Annotated in this window: 13 protein-coding genes; 4 read left to right on the forward strand and 9 right to left on the reverse strand. The window is 64.4% G+C overall.

The window, feature by feature from the left end; translation table 11 throughout:
• Nucleotides 1–28 precede the first annotated feature (28 nt).
• From AABA86_RS27785 to AABA86_RS27800, 4 genes are read left to right on the forward strand one after another with little or no spacing between them, the layout of a single operon-like run.
• A complete protein-coding gene (locus AABA86_RS27785) occupies nucleotides 29–1,132 on the forward strand; it encodes an ABC transporter ATP-binding protein (RefSeq protein ID WP_338309103.1) in 1,104 nt (367 codons plus the stop codon).
• A gap of 23 nt (nucleotides 1,133–1,155) precedes the next feature.
• Entirely contained in the window at nucleotides 1,156–2,667 is a 1,512-nt protein-coding gene (locus AABA86_RS27790) for an ABC transporter substrate-binding protein (protein ID WP_212248037.1), read from the forward strand.
• Nucleotides 2,668–2,698: 31 nt separating this feature from the next.
• Nucleotides 2,699–3,640, forward strand: coding sequence for an ABC transporter permease (locus AABA86_RS27795; protein WP_338309104.1), 942 nt, complete (start codon nucleotides 2,699–2,701; stop codon nucleotides 3,638–3,640).
• Nucleotides 3,641–3,644: 4 nt separating this feature from the next.
• A complete protein-coding gene (locus AABA86_RS27800) occupies nucleotides 3,645–4,529 on the forward strand; it encodes an ABC transporter permease (RefSeq protein WP_338309105.1) in 885 nt (294 codons plus the stop codon).
• Here AABA86_RS27800 and cnbZ read toward each other — a convergent pair.
• From cnbZ to AABA86_RS27845, 9 genes are all read right to left on the reverse strand, one after another.
• Nucleotides 4,526–5,272 carry a 2-amino-5-chloromuconate deaminase CnbZ gene (cnbZ, locus tag AABA86_RS27805; protein WP_338309106.1) on the reverse strand — a complete coding sequence of 249 codons (747 nt, stop codon included), beginning with the start codon at nucleotides 5,270–5,272 and terminating at the stop codon, nucleotides 4,526–4,528. The two genes, AABA86_RS27800 and cnbZ, sit on opposite strands and share 4 nt — an antisense overlap.
• A 9-nt stretch (nucleotides 5,273–5,281) precedes the next feature.
• Complete coding sequence (locus tag AABA86_RS27810) at nucleotides 5,282–6,532, reverse strand: adenylate/guanylate cyclase domain-containing protein (protein WP_338309107.1); 1,251 nt, start codon at nucleotides 6,530–6,532, stop codon at nucleotides 5,282–5,284.
• On the reverse strand, nucleotides 6,529–6,918 hold the full coding sequence (locus AABA86_RS27815; protein ID WP_018315558.1) for a response regulator: 390 nt from the start codon (nucleotides 6,916–6,918) through the stop codon (nucleotides 6,529–6,531). The genes AABA86_RS27810 and AABA86_RS27815 overlap by 4 nt, the downstream gene beginning before the upstream one ends.
• Nucleotides 6,915–8,963: a sensor histidine kinase gene (locus AABA86_RS27820; RefSeq protein ID WP_338309108.1), complete on the reverse strand. Its 2,049-nt coding sequence runs from the start codon at nucleotides 8,961–8,963 to the stop codon at nucleotides 6,915–6,917. The genes AABA86_RS27815 and AABA86_RS27820 overlap by 4 nt, the downstream gene beginning before the upstream one ends.
• A gap of 150 nt (nucleotides 8,964–9,113) precedes the next feature.
• Nucleotides 9,114–12,209, reverse strand: a complete 3,096-nt coding sequence (locus AABA86_RS27825; RefSeq protein WP_212248019.1) for a MexW/MexI family multidrug efflux RND transporter permease subunit — start codon at nucleotides 12,207–12,209, stop codon at nucleotides 9,114–9,116.
• Between the two features lie 70 nt (nucleotides 12,210–12,279).
• Entirely contained in the window at nucleotides 12,280–13,473 is a 1,194-nt protein-coding gene (locus AABA86_RS27830) for an efflux RND transporter periplasmic adaptor subunit (protein ID WP_338309109.1), read from the reverse strand.
• Nucleotide 13,474: 1 nt separating this feature from the next.
• Nucleotides 13,475–14,161, reverse strand: a complete 687-nt coding sequence (locus AABA86_RS27835; RefSeq protein ID WP_212248008.1) for a TetR/AcrR family transcriptional regulator — start codon at nucleotides 14,159–14,161, stop codon at nucleotides 13,475–13,477.
• Nucleotides 14,162–14,322: 161 nt separating this feature from the next.
• On the reverse strand, nucleotides 14,323–14,913 hold the full coding sequence (locus AABA86_RS27840; protein WP_338309110.1) for a thiamine pyrophosphate-dependent enzyme: 591 nt from the start codon (nucleotides 14,911–14,913) through the stop codon (nucleotides 14,323–14,325).
• On the reverse strand, nucleotides 14,910–15,452 hold the full coding sequence (locus AABA86_RS27845; protein WP_338309111.1) for a phosphonopyruvate decarboxylase: 543 nt from the start codon (nucleotides 15,450–15,452) through the stop codon (nucleotides 14,910–14,912). The genes AABA86_RS27840 and AABA86_RS27845 overlap by 4 nt, the downstream gene beginning before the upstream one ends.
• Nucleotides 15,453–15,512: the final 60 nt, after the last annotated feature.

Genomic DNA, 15,512 nt, shown 5'->3' on the forward strand with positions numbered 1-15,512 from the left:
AGGCTGAGTTTCGTCGGGATCACGAACGATGACCGCTCTGCTCGAGGTTACAGGTCTGGTCAAGCATTTCGTCGCCGAGCGCTCGCTGTTCGCGCGCGCGCTGGCACATGTGAAAGCGGTCGATGGCGTCAGCTTCTCGCTCGACGCCGGAAAGACGCTGGCGCTGGTCGGCGAATCCGGCTGCGGCAAATCCACCGTCAGCCGCCTCGTGCTGCGGCTGATCGAGCCGGACGCAGGCACGGTCCGGTTCGACGGCCGCGACCTCCTCTCGCTTGATCCCAATGCGCTCCGGGCCTTCCGCCGTGAAGCGCAGATCATCTTCCAGGACCCCTACGCCTCGCTCAATCCGCGCATGACTGTCGGCCAGATCCTGACCGAACCGCTGGCGCTGCACGATCTCGTGCCGCCGGCAGAGCGGCGCGCGCGCGTGGCGGAAATCTTGCGGCTGGTCGGGCTGGAGCCGAGGCTGGCGCGGCGCTATCCGCACGAATTCTCCGGCGGCCAGCGCCAGCGCATTGCCATAGCCCGCGCCCTCGCGGTCGAGCCAAAACTGATCATCTGCGACGAGCCGGTCTCGGCGCTCGACGTCTCGATCCGCTCGCAGATCCTGAACCTGCTGCGCGAGCTGCAGGACCGGCTCGGCCTCGCCTATATCTTCGTTTCGCATGACCTCGCCGTGGTCAAGCACATCGCCGACCACGTCGCGGTGATGAATCTCGGCCAGATCGTCGAGACGGCGGAGGCGGACGCGCTGTTTGCCGCGCCCCGGCACCCTTATAGCCGCGCGCTGCTGTCCGCCATCCCCGTGCCTAAACCGCGGGCAAAGCGCAGCCGAATTGTGCTCCAGGGCGAGGTCCCCAGCGCGCTGGATCCGCCGCTGGGATGCCGCTTCCACACCCGCTGTCCATATGTCGTGGACCGCTGCCGCAGCGAAATGCCTCAGCTTGTCTCGGATGGCATCGGACATGCAACGGCTTGCCACCGAACGTCGGAACTGCCCTCCTCCGCGGCCATCGTCCCCATGGACGGCGGTTTCTCGCCGGTTCTTGAAAAATTGGTTGCCGCCTTCAACGGCGGTCCGGAAGCAGCACGCGCCGGCGGGGTTAGTTCGTTGGGGACGGACCCCGCATAGACGTGAAACAGAGGTTGAGAGCGATGAGCTTTATGCGTTTGACAATCCTGGCGTCGGCCTTGCTGACGTCGCTGGTGGGCACAGCCCAGGCTCAGACCACGCTTCGCATCGGGATCGCCGAAGACCCTGATATCCTCGACCCCAGCGTCGGCCGCACCTATGTCGGCCGCATCGTGTTCTCCGCGTTCTGCGACAAGCTGTTCGACATCGACGAGAAGCTCAACATCGTGCCGCAGCTCGCGCTGTCCCACGAGACGTCGGCCGACGGCAAGGAGATGACGATCAAGCTCCGGCCAGGCGTCAGATTCCACGATGGCGAGCCGCTGGACGCCGAAGCCGCAAAATTCTCGATCGAGCGTCACATGACGCTGCCGACCTCATTCCGCAAATCCGAGCTCGCCAGCGTCGACCATGTCGAGGTCGTCGATCCCCTGACCATCAAGCTGGTGCTGAAGACGCCGTACTCGCCCCTGATCGCCCAGCTCACCGACCGCTCCGGCATGATGGTCTCGCCCAAGGCGGCGAAGGAGGCCGGTGACAAGTTCGGCCTGCATCCGGTCTGCGCCGGTCCTTATAAATTCGTCGAACGCGTGCAGCAGGATCGCATGGTGTTCGAGAAGTTCGCCGACTACTGGAACAAGGACAACATCCATATCGATCGCGTCGTGTTCCTGCCGATCGTCGACGCCACGGTGCGCCTCGCCAACCTCAAGTCCGGCGGACTCGATCTGATCGAGCGCGTGCTGGCCACAGACATCAAGGACGTCCGGGCCGATCCCAAGCTGGTGCTGTCGACGGCGCCCGAGCTCGGTTATCAGGGCCTGACGATCAACATCGGCAACGACAAGGCCAAGGGGCCACTCAGCCAATCGGCGAAGGTGCGCCAGGCACTCAGCCTGTCCATCGATCGCGAGGCTATCAACCAGGTCGTCTTCAACGGCGAGTTCACGCCGGGCAATCAATGGGTCAGCCCGACGCATCCATACTATCAGAAGGCTTTCCCCATTCCGGGGCGCGACGTCGCCAAGGCCAAGGCACTATTGAAGGAAGCCGGCGTCAGCCTGCCCGTCACCGTCGACTACATGGTGCCAAAGGGCACCGAGTACGAGGCCGTCGCCCAGGTCGTGCAGTCCATGGCCGCCGAAGCAGGCTTCGACATCAAGGTCCGCGTCGTCGAATTCGCGACCACGTTCAAGCAGGCGCAGGCCGGCGAGTTCCAGGTCTTCCAGATCAACTGGAGCGGTCGCATCGATCCGGACGGCAATTCCTACATCTTCATGCGCAGCAAGGCACCGCAGAACGACGGCGTGTACGCGAATCCGGAGGCCGACAAGCTGATGGAAGACGGACGGGCGACGTCCAATGTCGAGGAGCGCAAGGCGATCTACGCCAAGCTGACCAAGATCCTGCTCGACGACCTGCCGATCATCTACATCTATCATCGCACGCTCCTGATCGCGCACACGAAGAAGCTCGAGGGCTACCGGCAGATGCCCGACGGCCTCGTGCGCGTGGTCGGGTTGAAGTTCAAGTGATCGCGGCATCAGCCGGGAAACGCGTGGGGCCATGCTGAACTTCCTTGCCCACCGCGTCGCGCAGATCGTGCCGACACTGTTCTTCGTGTCGGTGCTGATCTTTTCGCTCCAGCAATTGCTGCCCGGCGATCCGGCCCTGGTGATGGCCGGCGAGGAACGCGATCCCGCCGCGATCGAGCAGATCCGGCAGCAGTACAAGCTCGATCAGCCGATCCCCGTGCAATATGTCTACTGGCTCAAGGGAGTCCTCACCGGCAATTTCGGCGAGTCCTTACGCAACAAGATGCCGGTGCGCGAGCTGATCGCGCAGAAGCTGCCGGTAACGCTCCAGCTCGGCTCGATGGCGATCGTGATCGCGTTCTGCATCGGCATTCCCGCCGGCATCGTCTCTGCGGTGAAGAAGGGCACGGCCTGGGATTACGGCGCGAACCTGTTTGCGCTGTGGGGCATCTCGACGCCGAACTTCTGGCTCGGAATCATGCTGATCTTCCTGTTCTCGATCGAGCTCGGCTGGTTGCCGGCCTCCGGCTACGTGCCGCTCACCGAGAATTGGCGCGCGAGCCTGGCTGCCACCATCATGCCGGCCTTCGTGCTCGGCAATGCCATTGCCGCGGTCCTGATGCGGCACACCCGCAGCGCCATGCTGCAGGTGCTGGAAAGCGATTACGTCCGCACCGCGCGCGCCAAGGGACTCTTGGAGCGCTCGGTCATCCTGAAGCACGCCATGCGCAATGCGCTGACGCCCGTCATCACGCTCGGCGCGCTCGAGCTCGGCACGCTGTTGTCAGGCGCCGTCCTAACCGAGCAGATCTTCTCCATCCCCGGCTTCGGCAAGCTGATCGTGGATGCCGTCTTCAACCGCGACTACGCCGTCGTGCAAGGCGTCGTGCTGGTGACGGCCACGATCTACATCACGCTGAATCTCGTTGCCGACATCGCCTATATTCTCGTCAATCCGCGGCTGCGGGGCTAGATCCATGACCGACGCCGCGCTGCCGGGCTCTCTCACGCAGGCCGACGAGCTGGATAGCCCGGCCCGCCGCGCGCGCCGGGGGCTGTTCAAGCGCAAGGCGGCGGTGTTCGGGCTCGCCGTGCTCACGATGTTCATCGTGCTTGCAGTGCTGGCCCCGCTGATCGTGCCCTACGATCCCATCGCGACGAGCTGGAGCCTGGTGCGCAAGCCGCCCACGCCGGCGCACTGGTTCGGCACCGACGAGCTCGGCCGCGACATCTTCAGCCGGGTCGTCTACGGCGCGCGCGCCTCGCTGCTCGCGGGCCTCATCTCGGTTGCGATCGCGCTCGGCATCGGCGTGCCGCTCGGTCTCGTCGCCGGTTATCGTGGCAGCCTCGTCGATGCGCTGATCAGCCGGATCACGGATGCGATGCTGGCCTGTCCGTTCCTGATCCTGGCGATCGCGCTGGCGGCGTTCCTCGGGCCGAGCCTCGGCAATGCCATGATCGCGATCGGCATCTCCGCAACGCCGATCTTCATCCGCCTGACCCGCGGCCAAGTGCTCGTCGTCAAGGCCGAGGACTATGTCGAGGCCGCGCGCGCGCTCGGCAATCCGCCATGGCGGATCGCGCTGTCGCATATCTTGCCGAACATCCTGCCCGCGCTGCTGGTGCAGGCAACGCTGTCGATCGCCGCCGCCATCATCGCCGAAGCCGCGTTGTCGTTCCTCGGCCTCGGCCAGCAGCCGCCGGCACCGTCCTGGGGCAGCATGCTCAATGCCGCGCAACGCTTCCTGACGCAGGCGCCGTGGATGGCGATCTGGCCGGGGCTTGCGATCTTCCTCGTGGTGCTGTCGCTGAACCTGCTCGGCGACGGCCTGCGCGACGCGCTAGACCCGCGGCAGCGCTAGATCACCGCTTCCCGCATCACGCGGCGGCAATCCATCTCGTATTCGAGATCGACCACCGGCGGGCGGGCAAAATGCCAGGTCAGGCCGGAGCGCAACGCGCCGCGGCGAACCAGTTCGTCGACGAGCGCATGGTGGAAGTCGTGCACGGAATAGGCCTGCACCGCAGTCGTGTCGTTCCAGCCGAAGCCGAAGGCCGCCATCCGGCTTTCCATCTGCGACGTCGTGGTGAAGCGCACCTTCTCCCGCAGCCCCTCCGGGCTGAGATCGCGGTAGCGCACGGTGCGCTCGACATAGGTGCCCCTGCCCTCGCGCGCCTCGGCACCGCCTGATATCACGAAGGATGGCGCTTTCGAGCGGGTCGGCCGCGTGAACGAGAACGCATAGAACGACGGCTCGGTCGGCGGATCGATCTCGGGACAGACATTGCTGCGCGCCACCGGATTGGTGGTGCCGTCGAAGATGCCCCATTCGGACAGCGTCTTCACGTAGTGCAGGTTGAACGCGCGAAAGCCCTCTTCGCTGAAGGCTGCCGGTGAACGCAGCTCGCAGGCACAGAACGCCGTCAGCGGACGCCCTGCCTCCTGAATGAATTTCGCAGCCAGTGCGAACCCTTCCGCGAGCGGGACCAGGCGGTCGAAGCGGACACGCTCGATTTCGTAGCCGTCGTCCGCGGCCGCGCCTGCCGAATACTGGAACACGGACGGAATGAAACGATAATTGCCGGCAGAGAAGTCACGCATCATGTCGAACCCCTATTCCAGTTGCATGCGAATGCCCTTGGCGCCGTTGAGCAGGCGCTTCAGGTGAAAGCCGGCCAGGGAATCGTCCGCGTGCATGCCGACAAGCGCGGCAAAGGCCGGCATGGCCGCGGCATCGCCGGCCTCCATCTTGGCAAAAGCCTCCGAATACAGCGCCGTCTCGGGGGCCTCGTATTTGGCCGGAGGCAGCGGCTCGAACGCGCGCAACGGCTCGCTGCGTCCGCGCAGCATCAGTTCGCCCACCGGGCGGCCTTGAAAATTCTCGGCCGCCTCGGCGACGCTGGCGCTGACGCAAATGCGGGTGCCCAGATGCTTGTTCGCGGCCTCCAGGCGCGCCGCAATATTGATGGAGTCCCCATACGCGGTGTAGTCGAAGAAGCGATTGCCGCCGAAATTCCCGACCAGCGCGGGACCGGCATGAATGCCGATGCGGGTGGCACCGAAGGCCACGCCCATGGCGCTCTGGCGCGCGCGAAAGTCCTGAGCCCAGGCATCGAGCTCATGGGCGCAAGCGACCGCGCGCGTGGCATAATCCGGCTGATCGCCGGGCGCATTGAAGAGCACCTGAATCGCATCGCCGATGATCTTTGCGACCGTGCCCTCATGGACGAAGACGATTTCGGTCATGCCGCCAACATACTCGTTGAGCAGCTTGCCCAACGTCTCGGGCGGCGCGCTCTCGACCAACGAGGTGAAGCCGGTAATATCGGTGAAGATGGTGGCGACATCGCGCCACTGCACTTCGATGCCCTCGCCGTCGCCGCTGGCGGCCAGACGCTTGGCAAGCTCGGGCGAGAAATGACGCGATAGCGCGGCATGGGCGCGCTCGGCTTCCATCTGACGCCGCCGCACCTCGCGCAGCATCTCGATATGGCGGATGGTCTTCTCGATCGTGGCCTCCAGATCGGCGAAGTCGATCGGCTTGGTCAGGAAGTCGAACGCGCCGCGGTTCATGGCGGTGCGGATATTGCTCATGTCGCCATAGGCCGAGACGATGATGGTCGATTTCTTGTCCTCGGCCTCCTGGAGTTTCGCGAGCAGCGATAGCCCGTCCATCCTGGGCATGTTGATATCGGAGACCACCATGTCGACCTGCGGATTCTGCTCGAGCGAGGCCAGCGCCTCGAGACCGTCGCGAGCGAATATGATGGCGACCTGTCCGTCGCGGATCTGCCTGCGAAATTTTTGCAGGACCAGCGTCTCGAGATCCGGCTCGTCGTCGACGAAGAGGATGGTCGCGCTCATGCGGCTTGCTCGAGCCTCGTGTCGATCTCCTGCCGCAGCAAGGCAAAGTCGATCGGCTTGGTGAGGAGCCCGACGGCGCCGCGCTCGATCGCCTTCCGCCGCGTCTCGGCGTCGCCATAGGCCGTGATCATGATGACGGGAACGTCCGGATGCGCGGCACGCACCTTCGGCAGCATGTCGAGCCCGCTCATGCCGGGCATGTTGATGTCGGACAGGATCAGGATCAACGAGGGATCGCGAACCTCGGCGGCCCGCTTGAGTGCATCGGGCGCGGAGGAGGCGAACTCCATCTGGAAGCGGCCGGCGCGCAGCTCGCGCCGGAATTGCTGCCGGAACAGCGCCTCGACGTCGGGCTCGTCGTCGACGACCAGGATGTAAACGTTCACGACTTGCCTCCGGAAGTGCCGTCCGCTGCCATCGTGCGCGGCAGGGTGATGATGAACTCGGTGAATACACCGGGTGTGGTGTTCACGTCGATGGTGCCGCCGTGCTGCTTCACGACGATGTCGTGGCTCATGGACAGGCCGAGCCCGGTGCCCTCGCCGACCGGCTTGGTGGTGAAGAAGGGATTGAACATCTTCTCCTTCACCTCGGGCGGAATTCCCGTGCCATTGTCACGGATCCGGATCTCGACCCTGCCGCCGAGATCCCTGGTTGCAGCGCTCAATGTCGGCTCGAAGGCCTCCCCCGCGCTCTCCTTGCGTTTGGCAGTGGCATAGAAGCCGTTCGAGATCAGGTTGAGGAGGACGCGCGTGATCTCCTGCGGATAGATGTCGACCATGCCGGCAGCGGGATCGAACGTGCGCTGGAGCGTGACGTTGAAGGAGGGACGTTCGGCCCGCGCTCCGTGATAGGCGAGATTGAGGCTCTCCTCCACGACCGCATTGATGTCGACGGCACGGTGCTCGCCGGAACCCTCGCGCGAATGCATCAGCATGTTCCTGACGATGGAATCGGCCCGCTTGCCGTGCTGCACCACCTTCTCGAGATTGCTCCTGAGCATGCCGGTCAGCTCGTCGACCTCTTCCCTGGTCTTCCCGTCAAGCGCAGCCGATTGCAGGGCCTCCTTGAGCTCGTCGATCAGCTCGGTGGAGACCGCGGAGAAATTGTTGACGAAGTTGAGCGGGTTCTTGATCTCGTGAGCAATGCCGGCGGTGAGCTGACCGAGCGAGGCCAGCTTCTCGGTTTGGACCAGGCGATCCTGGGCGGCGTGCAGATCGTTCAGGGATTGGCGGAGTTCCGCGGTCCGCTGCTCGACCTTGTTCTCGAGGTCGGCATAGGATTCCTGCAAGCGCGCGCCCATGTCGTTGAACTGGTCGGCCAGCCCTTCGAGCTCGTCGCCCGTCCGGATCGAGATGCGCTGGGAGAAGTCGCCACCGCCGATCCTTTCCGCACCGCTGCGTAGCGCCTGGATCGGCCCGACCATGCGGCGAGCCAAAAATATCCCCGCAAGCACCGCGAAGATCGACGCCGCGAGCAGCACGATCGCAAGCCGCTGCAGCGAGGCATAGAGCGATGCATAGGCCTCCTCGACCGGCAGCTCGACGAACATGGTCCAGTGCAACGGCTCGATTGGCGCCGATGCGGTCAGGACTTTCTGTCCCTGGATGTTGCGCGCTTCCTCGAGCGCGTCCGGCATGGTGCCGCCGGCGGACTGCGCGGCGCGCACTTGCGCGAGGCCGGACATGTCGGTGTTGCGCAGCACGAGACTGATATCGGGATGCGCGATCAGGCGCCCTTCCGGGCCGACGACATAGGCATGCCCGTGCTGGCCGACCTTGATCTGCGAGACCACGTCCCAGATCAGCTTGAGATTGACCTCGGCAATACTGACGCCGGCGTCTCTGCGCGCTCCGGCCAGCGCCAGCGTCATGTAGGGCTCGGACTCCCGGCGGAAATAGACCGGGCCGTAATAGACCTTGTGCGCGACCGCCTCGGTGAACTTCGGATCCTTGGACAGGTCGATCCCGCTCTCGATCGCGTCCATGGCGAGCCGCGAGACCCGCAACCGTTCCTTGCCGGTCGAATCCACCTGGGCGAGCTCGGTGATCCCGGGCACCTGACGCAGCAGCCGCAGCGCGTCGAACCGGCGCTGCTCGATCGAGCCCGCCGACCACGGCAGTTGCGTGGTCCAGCCGAGCTGGCTCTCGATCTCCTTGACGAACTGGCCGATCTTCGCCGCGGCCGCCTCGGCCTGTTCGTGCTGGACCCGGATCAGCGAAGCCTTGTGCTCGCGATAATAGAAGAAGACCTCGAACAGGCCGTTGGCCAGAAGCGCGATGGCCACGACGGCCACGAACAGCGCGACATATTTGGTGAACAGCCGGGTCCTGATCCCTCGCCCCGTTCCCCCGCCGGCAGCGACGCCATCCGAGGCCACGCTCGGCAGCGTCCTGGCTTGCGGGGTGTCGGGATGGAGGGAAAGGCTCATCACCCGAAACCTAGCAAGAAGACGGGACCTTGTCTTTCGCAAGCGCGGGATAAGGCCCCCGCCCATTGAAACCGGCGCCCGGGCGCAACGAAAAAGGGCGGCAGCGGACCCGCCGCTGCCGCCCTCTGGATCGCTTGCTAGCCAGCGGCTTCAGGTCGGCCGCAGGGCCTTGGAGCCGAGGTCGAGCTCGTTGACCTGCTTGTTCCGCTCGGAATCGGCCGCCGCGCGATGGTCGGTCGCCAGCACCACGTAGACCGCGGGCAGCACGAACAGCGTGAACAGCGTGCCGATCGACATGCCGGCGACGACGACCAGGCCGATCGAGAAGCGGCTGGCCGCGCCCGCGCCGGACGCGGTCAGGAGCGGGATCAGGCCGGTCACCATCGCTGCCGTCGTCATCAGGATCGGCCGCAGGCGGATGCGGGCCGACATTTCGATGGCCGAGCGGCGGTCGAGCCGCTCGTTGACCTGGAGCTCGTTGGCGAACTCCACCATCAGGATGCCGTGCTTGGTGATCAGGCCGACCAGGGTGAGCAGACCGACCTGGGTGTAGATGTTCATGGTCGCCACGCCGAAGAACAGCGGGATCAGCGCACCGACGATCGCCATCGGCACCGAGATCATGATCACCAATGGGTCACGCAAGCTCTCGAACTGCGCGGCCAGCACCAGGAAGATGATGATCAGCGCGAAGCCGAAGGTGATCGCGAGCTGATTGCCTTCCTGCACGTACTGCCTAGAATCCGCGAGATAGTCGTGGCTGAAGCCTTGCGGCAGCTTCTTGGCCTCGCTTTCGAGGAAGTCGACTGCCGCGCCGACGGTCACGCCGGGCATCGGCACAGCCGAGAACGTCGCCGAATTGAGCTGATTGTAGTGCGTCAGCGAATTCGGATCGGTCTTGGTCTCGATCGACACCACCGTCGACAGCGGAAGCTGCTGGCCGGTGTTGGTCGTCACATAGAAGCCGCCGAGCGATTCCGGCGACAGCCGCTTGGCGCGAGGCACCTGCGGGATCACCTGGTAGGACCGGCCCTCCAGATTGAAGCGATTGACGTAGTTGCCGCCGAGCAGCACCGCGAGCGTGGCGCCGAGGTTCTGCATGTTGACGCCGAGATCCTGGGCCTTGCTGCGATCGATCGTCACCTTCACGTTCGGCTGGTTGTAGGCAAGATCGCTGTCGGAGACGATGAACATGCCGCTCTTGCGCGCAGCGTCCTTCAGCTTCTCCATCTGCTCATAGACCGTCTGGAACCCGGCGGTGGAATTGATCACCATCTGCACCGGCAAGCCGCCGGGCCCACCCGGCAGCGGCGGCAGGTTGAACGCGAAGGCCTGCACGCCCTCGATCTTGGAGAGCTCGGCCTGCACCAGCGGCTTCAACTGGATCGACGAGCGCTTGCGCTCCTCCCAGGGCTTGAGCAGCATGCCGGCGATGCCGCCCTGCGGGCCGTTGATGCCGTTAAGCACGAAACGCAGATCGGTCTCGGGGAATTTCGAAAATTCCTTGTCGAGCTTCTCACCGTAGAAATCGACATAGTCGATGTTGGCGTATTTCGGCGCCTTGGTCACCGCGAACACGATGCCCTGATCTTCTTCAGGCGCGAGCTCCTTCGACGTGTGCATGTAGAGGAAGCCGACGAGTCCGAGGATCGTCACCGCGAACAGGCCCGTGATGGCCTTGTAGTCGAGCGAGCGGTCGAGCCTGCGGCCATACCAGCGCGTCAGTGCACCGAATACCTTGTTGATGACCTTGGCGAAGCGGCCCTCTTCGGTGTTCTTGAGCAGCACCGAGCACATCATCGGCGACAATGTCAGCGCGATCACGCCCGACACGATCACCGAGCCGGCCAGCGTGAAGGCGAATTCGCGGAACAGCGAACCGGTGAGGCCGCCGAGGAAGCCGATCGGGGCGTACACCGCGGCGAGCGTGATGGTCATCGAAATGATCGGGCCGACGATCTCGCGCGCGCCTTCCAGCGACGCCTGGACCGGCGTCTTGCCCTCCTCCAGATGGCGATGGATGTTCTCCACCACGACGATGGCGTCGTCGACCACGAGGCCGATTGCGAGCACCATCGCGAGCAGCGTCAGAAGGTTGAAGCTGAATCCCAGCGCCAGCATCAGGGTGCAGACGCCGATCATCGATAGCGGGATGGTGACGACGGGAATGATGACCGACCGCAGCGAGGCCAGGAACAGGAAGATGACCACGATCACGATGATCACGGCTTCGCCGAGCGTCTTCTCCACCTCGTCGATCGAGGATTGGATGAACTTGGTCGAATCATAGGCGACCTTCATCTTCATCGACGGCGGCAGATTGCGCTCGAGTTCGGGGAACAGCGCGCGCACGCCCTTGACCAGTGTCAGCGGGTTGCCCTGTGGGGTCGCCTGCACACCGATGAAGATCGCGTGCTCGCCGTTGAAGGCGACGCTTGCATCCGTGCTTTGGGCGGCAAGCTCGACGGTGCCGATGTCCTCCATCCGCACGAAGCCGCCGTCCTTGGCCTTGACGATCATCTTCTTGAACTGGTTGACGTCGGTCAGGCCGGTGTTCGTCGAGACGTTCGAGACGATGAGATAGCCCTTGGTCTGACCGGCCGCGGACTGGAAGTTGTTGGCCGTGATCGCCGCCGCGACGTCGGCCGGCGACACGTTGCGGCCCGCCATCTTCTCGGGATCGAGCCACAGCCGCATCGCGAAGGTCTGCCCGCCGAGAATGTCGGCGGAAGCCACGCCGTCGACGGTCGACAGCACCGGCTGCACCACACGCGTCAGATAATCCGAGATCGCCGAGCCTGAGAGCTCCTCGGACGAGAAGCCGAGATACATCACGGCCGTGGTCTGGCCCGTGGTCTTGGTGACGATCGGGTCGTTGGATTCCTTCGGGATCAGGTATTTGACCGAATTCGTCTTCGCCAGCACCTCGGTGAGCGCCTGGTTCGGATCGAAGTTCAGCTTGATGTAGACCTGAATCGTCGAGGTACCGAGCACCGAGGACGAGGTGATGTAGTCGACGCCCTCGGCGGACGCGACCGCCTGCTCGATCGGCGTGGTGATGAAGCCCTGGATCAGGTCCGCGGACGCGCCCGGATAGACGGTCGTGATGTTGATGACCGTGTTCGACAGCTTGGGATATTGCCGGATCGGCAGCACCATCGCCGCGCGCAGGCCGATCAGCAGGATCAACAGGCTGACGACGACCGACAGGACCGGGCGTTTAATGAAGATGTCGGTAAAGCGCATCGCGGCGATCTCGATTTATATGTCTCAAGAAAAGTGATCCGGCCGAGCCGGATCACTTGAGTGTCATGGATCAGTAGCGCGGCGGCTGCGCCGGGATCTGCGGAGCCGGGTCGGTCGAAATCGACACCGCCGCGCCCGATTGCAGCTTGAGCTGGCCGACGGCGACGACCTTGTCGCCCGCCTTCACGCCCTTGATGATTTCGACGCGACCTTCGACCCGGTTGCCGGTCTGCACGAAGGTGCGCACCGCGGACAGGCTGGTCTTGCCGTCGGCTTCCTTCTTCTCGGTGATCACGAACACCGAGTCGCCGTACAGCGTGTAGTCGACCGCCGTCTCCGGAACGGTGATCACGGCCGGCTTGTCCGGCAGCACCACCGTGGTGCTCACGAACATGCCGGGCTTCAGGATCTTCTCCGGATTGGCGATCGTCGCCTGCACGCGGATGTTGCGGGTGTCGGTCGAGATCTGCGGTTCGATCGTGGTGATCTTGCCTTCGAAGATGCGGCCCGGATAGGCGTCGACCTTCAACCTGACAGTCTGGCCGACCTTGAGGCTGCCGGAATCCTTTTCCGTCACGGTGAAGTTGGCCCACAGCTCGGAAAGGTCGGTTAGCGACACGATCGCCGTACCGGCCGTGAGATACTGGCCGACCTCGACCTTGCGCATGCCGAGATCGCCGGAGAACGGCGCGCGCACCAGCTTCTGCGAAATCAGCGCTTCGGTCTTGGCGATGCCGGCCTGCGCCTGGTCGTAGGCGGCCTGCGCGGTATCGACGGTCGCCTGCGGACCGAACTGGCGCGAGGCCAGCTGCTTGGCGCGATCGAGCGACAGCTGCGCCACGGTCGCCTGGGCCTTGTAGTTGGCAAGGTCGCCCTGCTCCGGTGCGTCGAACAGCTGCACCAGCGGCGTGCCGGCCTCGATTCGCGTGCCCGGCTCGAACTTGATCTCGGTGACGCGGCCGTTGACGTCGGCACTGACGTCGACCTGGTGCACGGCGACGAGGCCGCCGACCGCGGTGAGCAGGTTCGGCACCACCTCGGACTTGGCCTCGGCCGCGCTGACGGCGGTCGGCGGCGGCTTGTTGTTGGCGAAGAACTGCTTGATCATCTGGCCGCGGAAATAATTGAACCAGACGAGGCCACCGACCAGCGCCGCCAGCAGCGTGCCGATGATGACGAACCAGAGCACCGGCCGGACCGGACGCTTGGGAGCCTTGTTGTCGATCGGTTCGCCCGAAATCTTGTGTTCGGTTACGATGTTCATGTCATGCACTCTCTGCAATCGCCGTCTTGCCGGCATCCGCGACCTGATTGTGGCTCAGATGCGAAGCAATTGCGGCGTCGTTAAGTCCGATACCCCTCAGGAGAAACTCACACAGCTGCCGCTCGAGGTCGTCAGCCTTGCCGTAAGCGAGGCAGGGCGTGGCCGGCAGCCTGGTCAGCGCCGCAGTCACCACCGAGTGATGCGCAAACCAGAACAGGTTGAGCGGATCGCCGCTGCATAGCCGCGCGTCCCCGGCGGCAACGGCACGTTCGAGCGAGGAGACGAAGATCGCCCCGATCAGCGTCTCGATCTTGGCATACAGCAAGCGGGCGAATTCACCATCATCCAAATGGCTGGTGGCCATCAGTCGCAGGCGCTGGGCCTCTTCCTGATCGGGACCATCAGCGATGTGCAGGAAATGCTCGACCATGCCGCGGATCACCTCGACCAGCGTGGCGGTCGAAGGCTCCCGCTCGAGAAGCTCGGTGAGCGCCGGGTCGGCCTCGCATTCGTCGCTGAGGATTTCGGCGTAGAGCGCCGCCTTGGACGGGAAATGCTTGAACAGCAACGCCTCGGAAATGGCAGCGGCAGCCGCCACGCTCTTGGTCGTGGTGCCGGTATAGCCATGTCGGGCAAAGCAGCGCTTCGCGGCTCCGAGGATCAATTGACGCCTCAGGTCGCTCGTCATACGCAATGAGCTCATGCTAGTGAGTAAGCACTCACCCACGCAAAAAGTCAAACACTATGTTGCATCGCAACCTGAATGCATTGTTAATTTAGTCGAGATTGCCCCCGCCTGCACGGCCTGCGCGCAGGACCTGGGCGCCGGTGGGACTGGACAGGCCCGCCCTAGATTGGCTGGAAGCCGAGGTCGCCGCGGATCCGGTTGACGATGTAACTCCCGTCCCGGCTTGGCAAAATCCGCTCCAGGCTGGCGCTGTCGATCTTCATATTGGCAAAACGCGGCCCGGCAGAGACGTCGTGAACGGCTTTGGCAAAGGCCTCGACCCCGGCCATGGTCGTGATCGACTGGCTGTCTTCGATGCCGCAAGCCTTCGCGACACCGACGAGGTCAGCGGCAGCCGAGGTGTGGCTGGTCTGGCCGCCGGTCTCGCCATGGGCCTCGTTGTCGAGCACTGCGATCGACAGGTTGGACGGTTTTTGCAGGCCGATGGTGGCAAGGCTGCCCATGCCCATCAGCATCTCGCCGTCGCCGGTGATGACCAGCACCGGCAGTTTTGGCTGCGCCAGCGCGAGCCCCAGCCCGATCATCGCGGCGCCACCCATGCCGCCCCAGAGGTAGAAGTTGCGGGCGTGGTCGCCGGCCGCGCAGATGTCGTTGGTCGAGGCCCCCAGGCCTCCGATCGCGACGACGTCCTTTCGGTCCGCGAGCAGCGTGGACACCACCTGGCGGCGGTCGAGGAGATTGGCCTTGCTCATTTGGTGAAAACCTTGGCGCCGATCAGGCGCTGCGACAGCAGGACGGCAGTGGGCGTCAGCGCGTTGTAGGCTTGCGATGCCGCGGCTTCGATCACGGCGGGGACTTCAGCCGCGCTGGAGGCCCGCAGCACCTGGACACCCGACAGTTCGAACACGCCCTGCGTGGTCGATCCCATCGGCACCTGCCACGGATTGAACTCGCCCCACTCGCCGCGCATGGTCACGAGCGTGAGGAACGGAAAGCGCAGGATCGGGATCAGCGACAGCATGTTGATGCAATTGCCGACGCCGCTCGATTGCATCAGCAACGCGCCGCGCTGTCCGCCGGCCCAGGCGCCCGCGAGCAGCGCCACGCCCTCCTCCTCCGTCGTGAGCGGAATCCCGCGCATCGTGGAGGAGTCCAGCACGCGCTGGATCAGTTTCGAATGACCGGCGTCGGGCACGTAAGGTACCTGCCGGACGTCGAAGCGTTGCAAGGTCGCGAAAATATCGTCTGGCCAATTCGGGGCCGTGTCGGCAGCGTCAGCGCGGGCGTGCATTTTCCTGTCCGGTCGGCTAGCAAGGTAGGCAGACTGTAGACGCATGCATGCGCCGACCAG

Source organism: Bradyrhizobium sp. TM233, from assembly GCF_036247965.1.
Classification (GTDB): domain Bacteria; phylum Pseudomonadota; class Alphaproteobacteria; order Rhizobiales; family Xanthobacteraceae; genus Bradyrhizobium; species Bradyrhizobium ottawaense.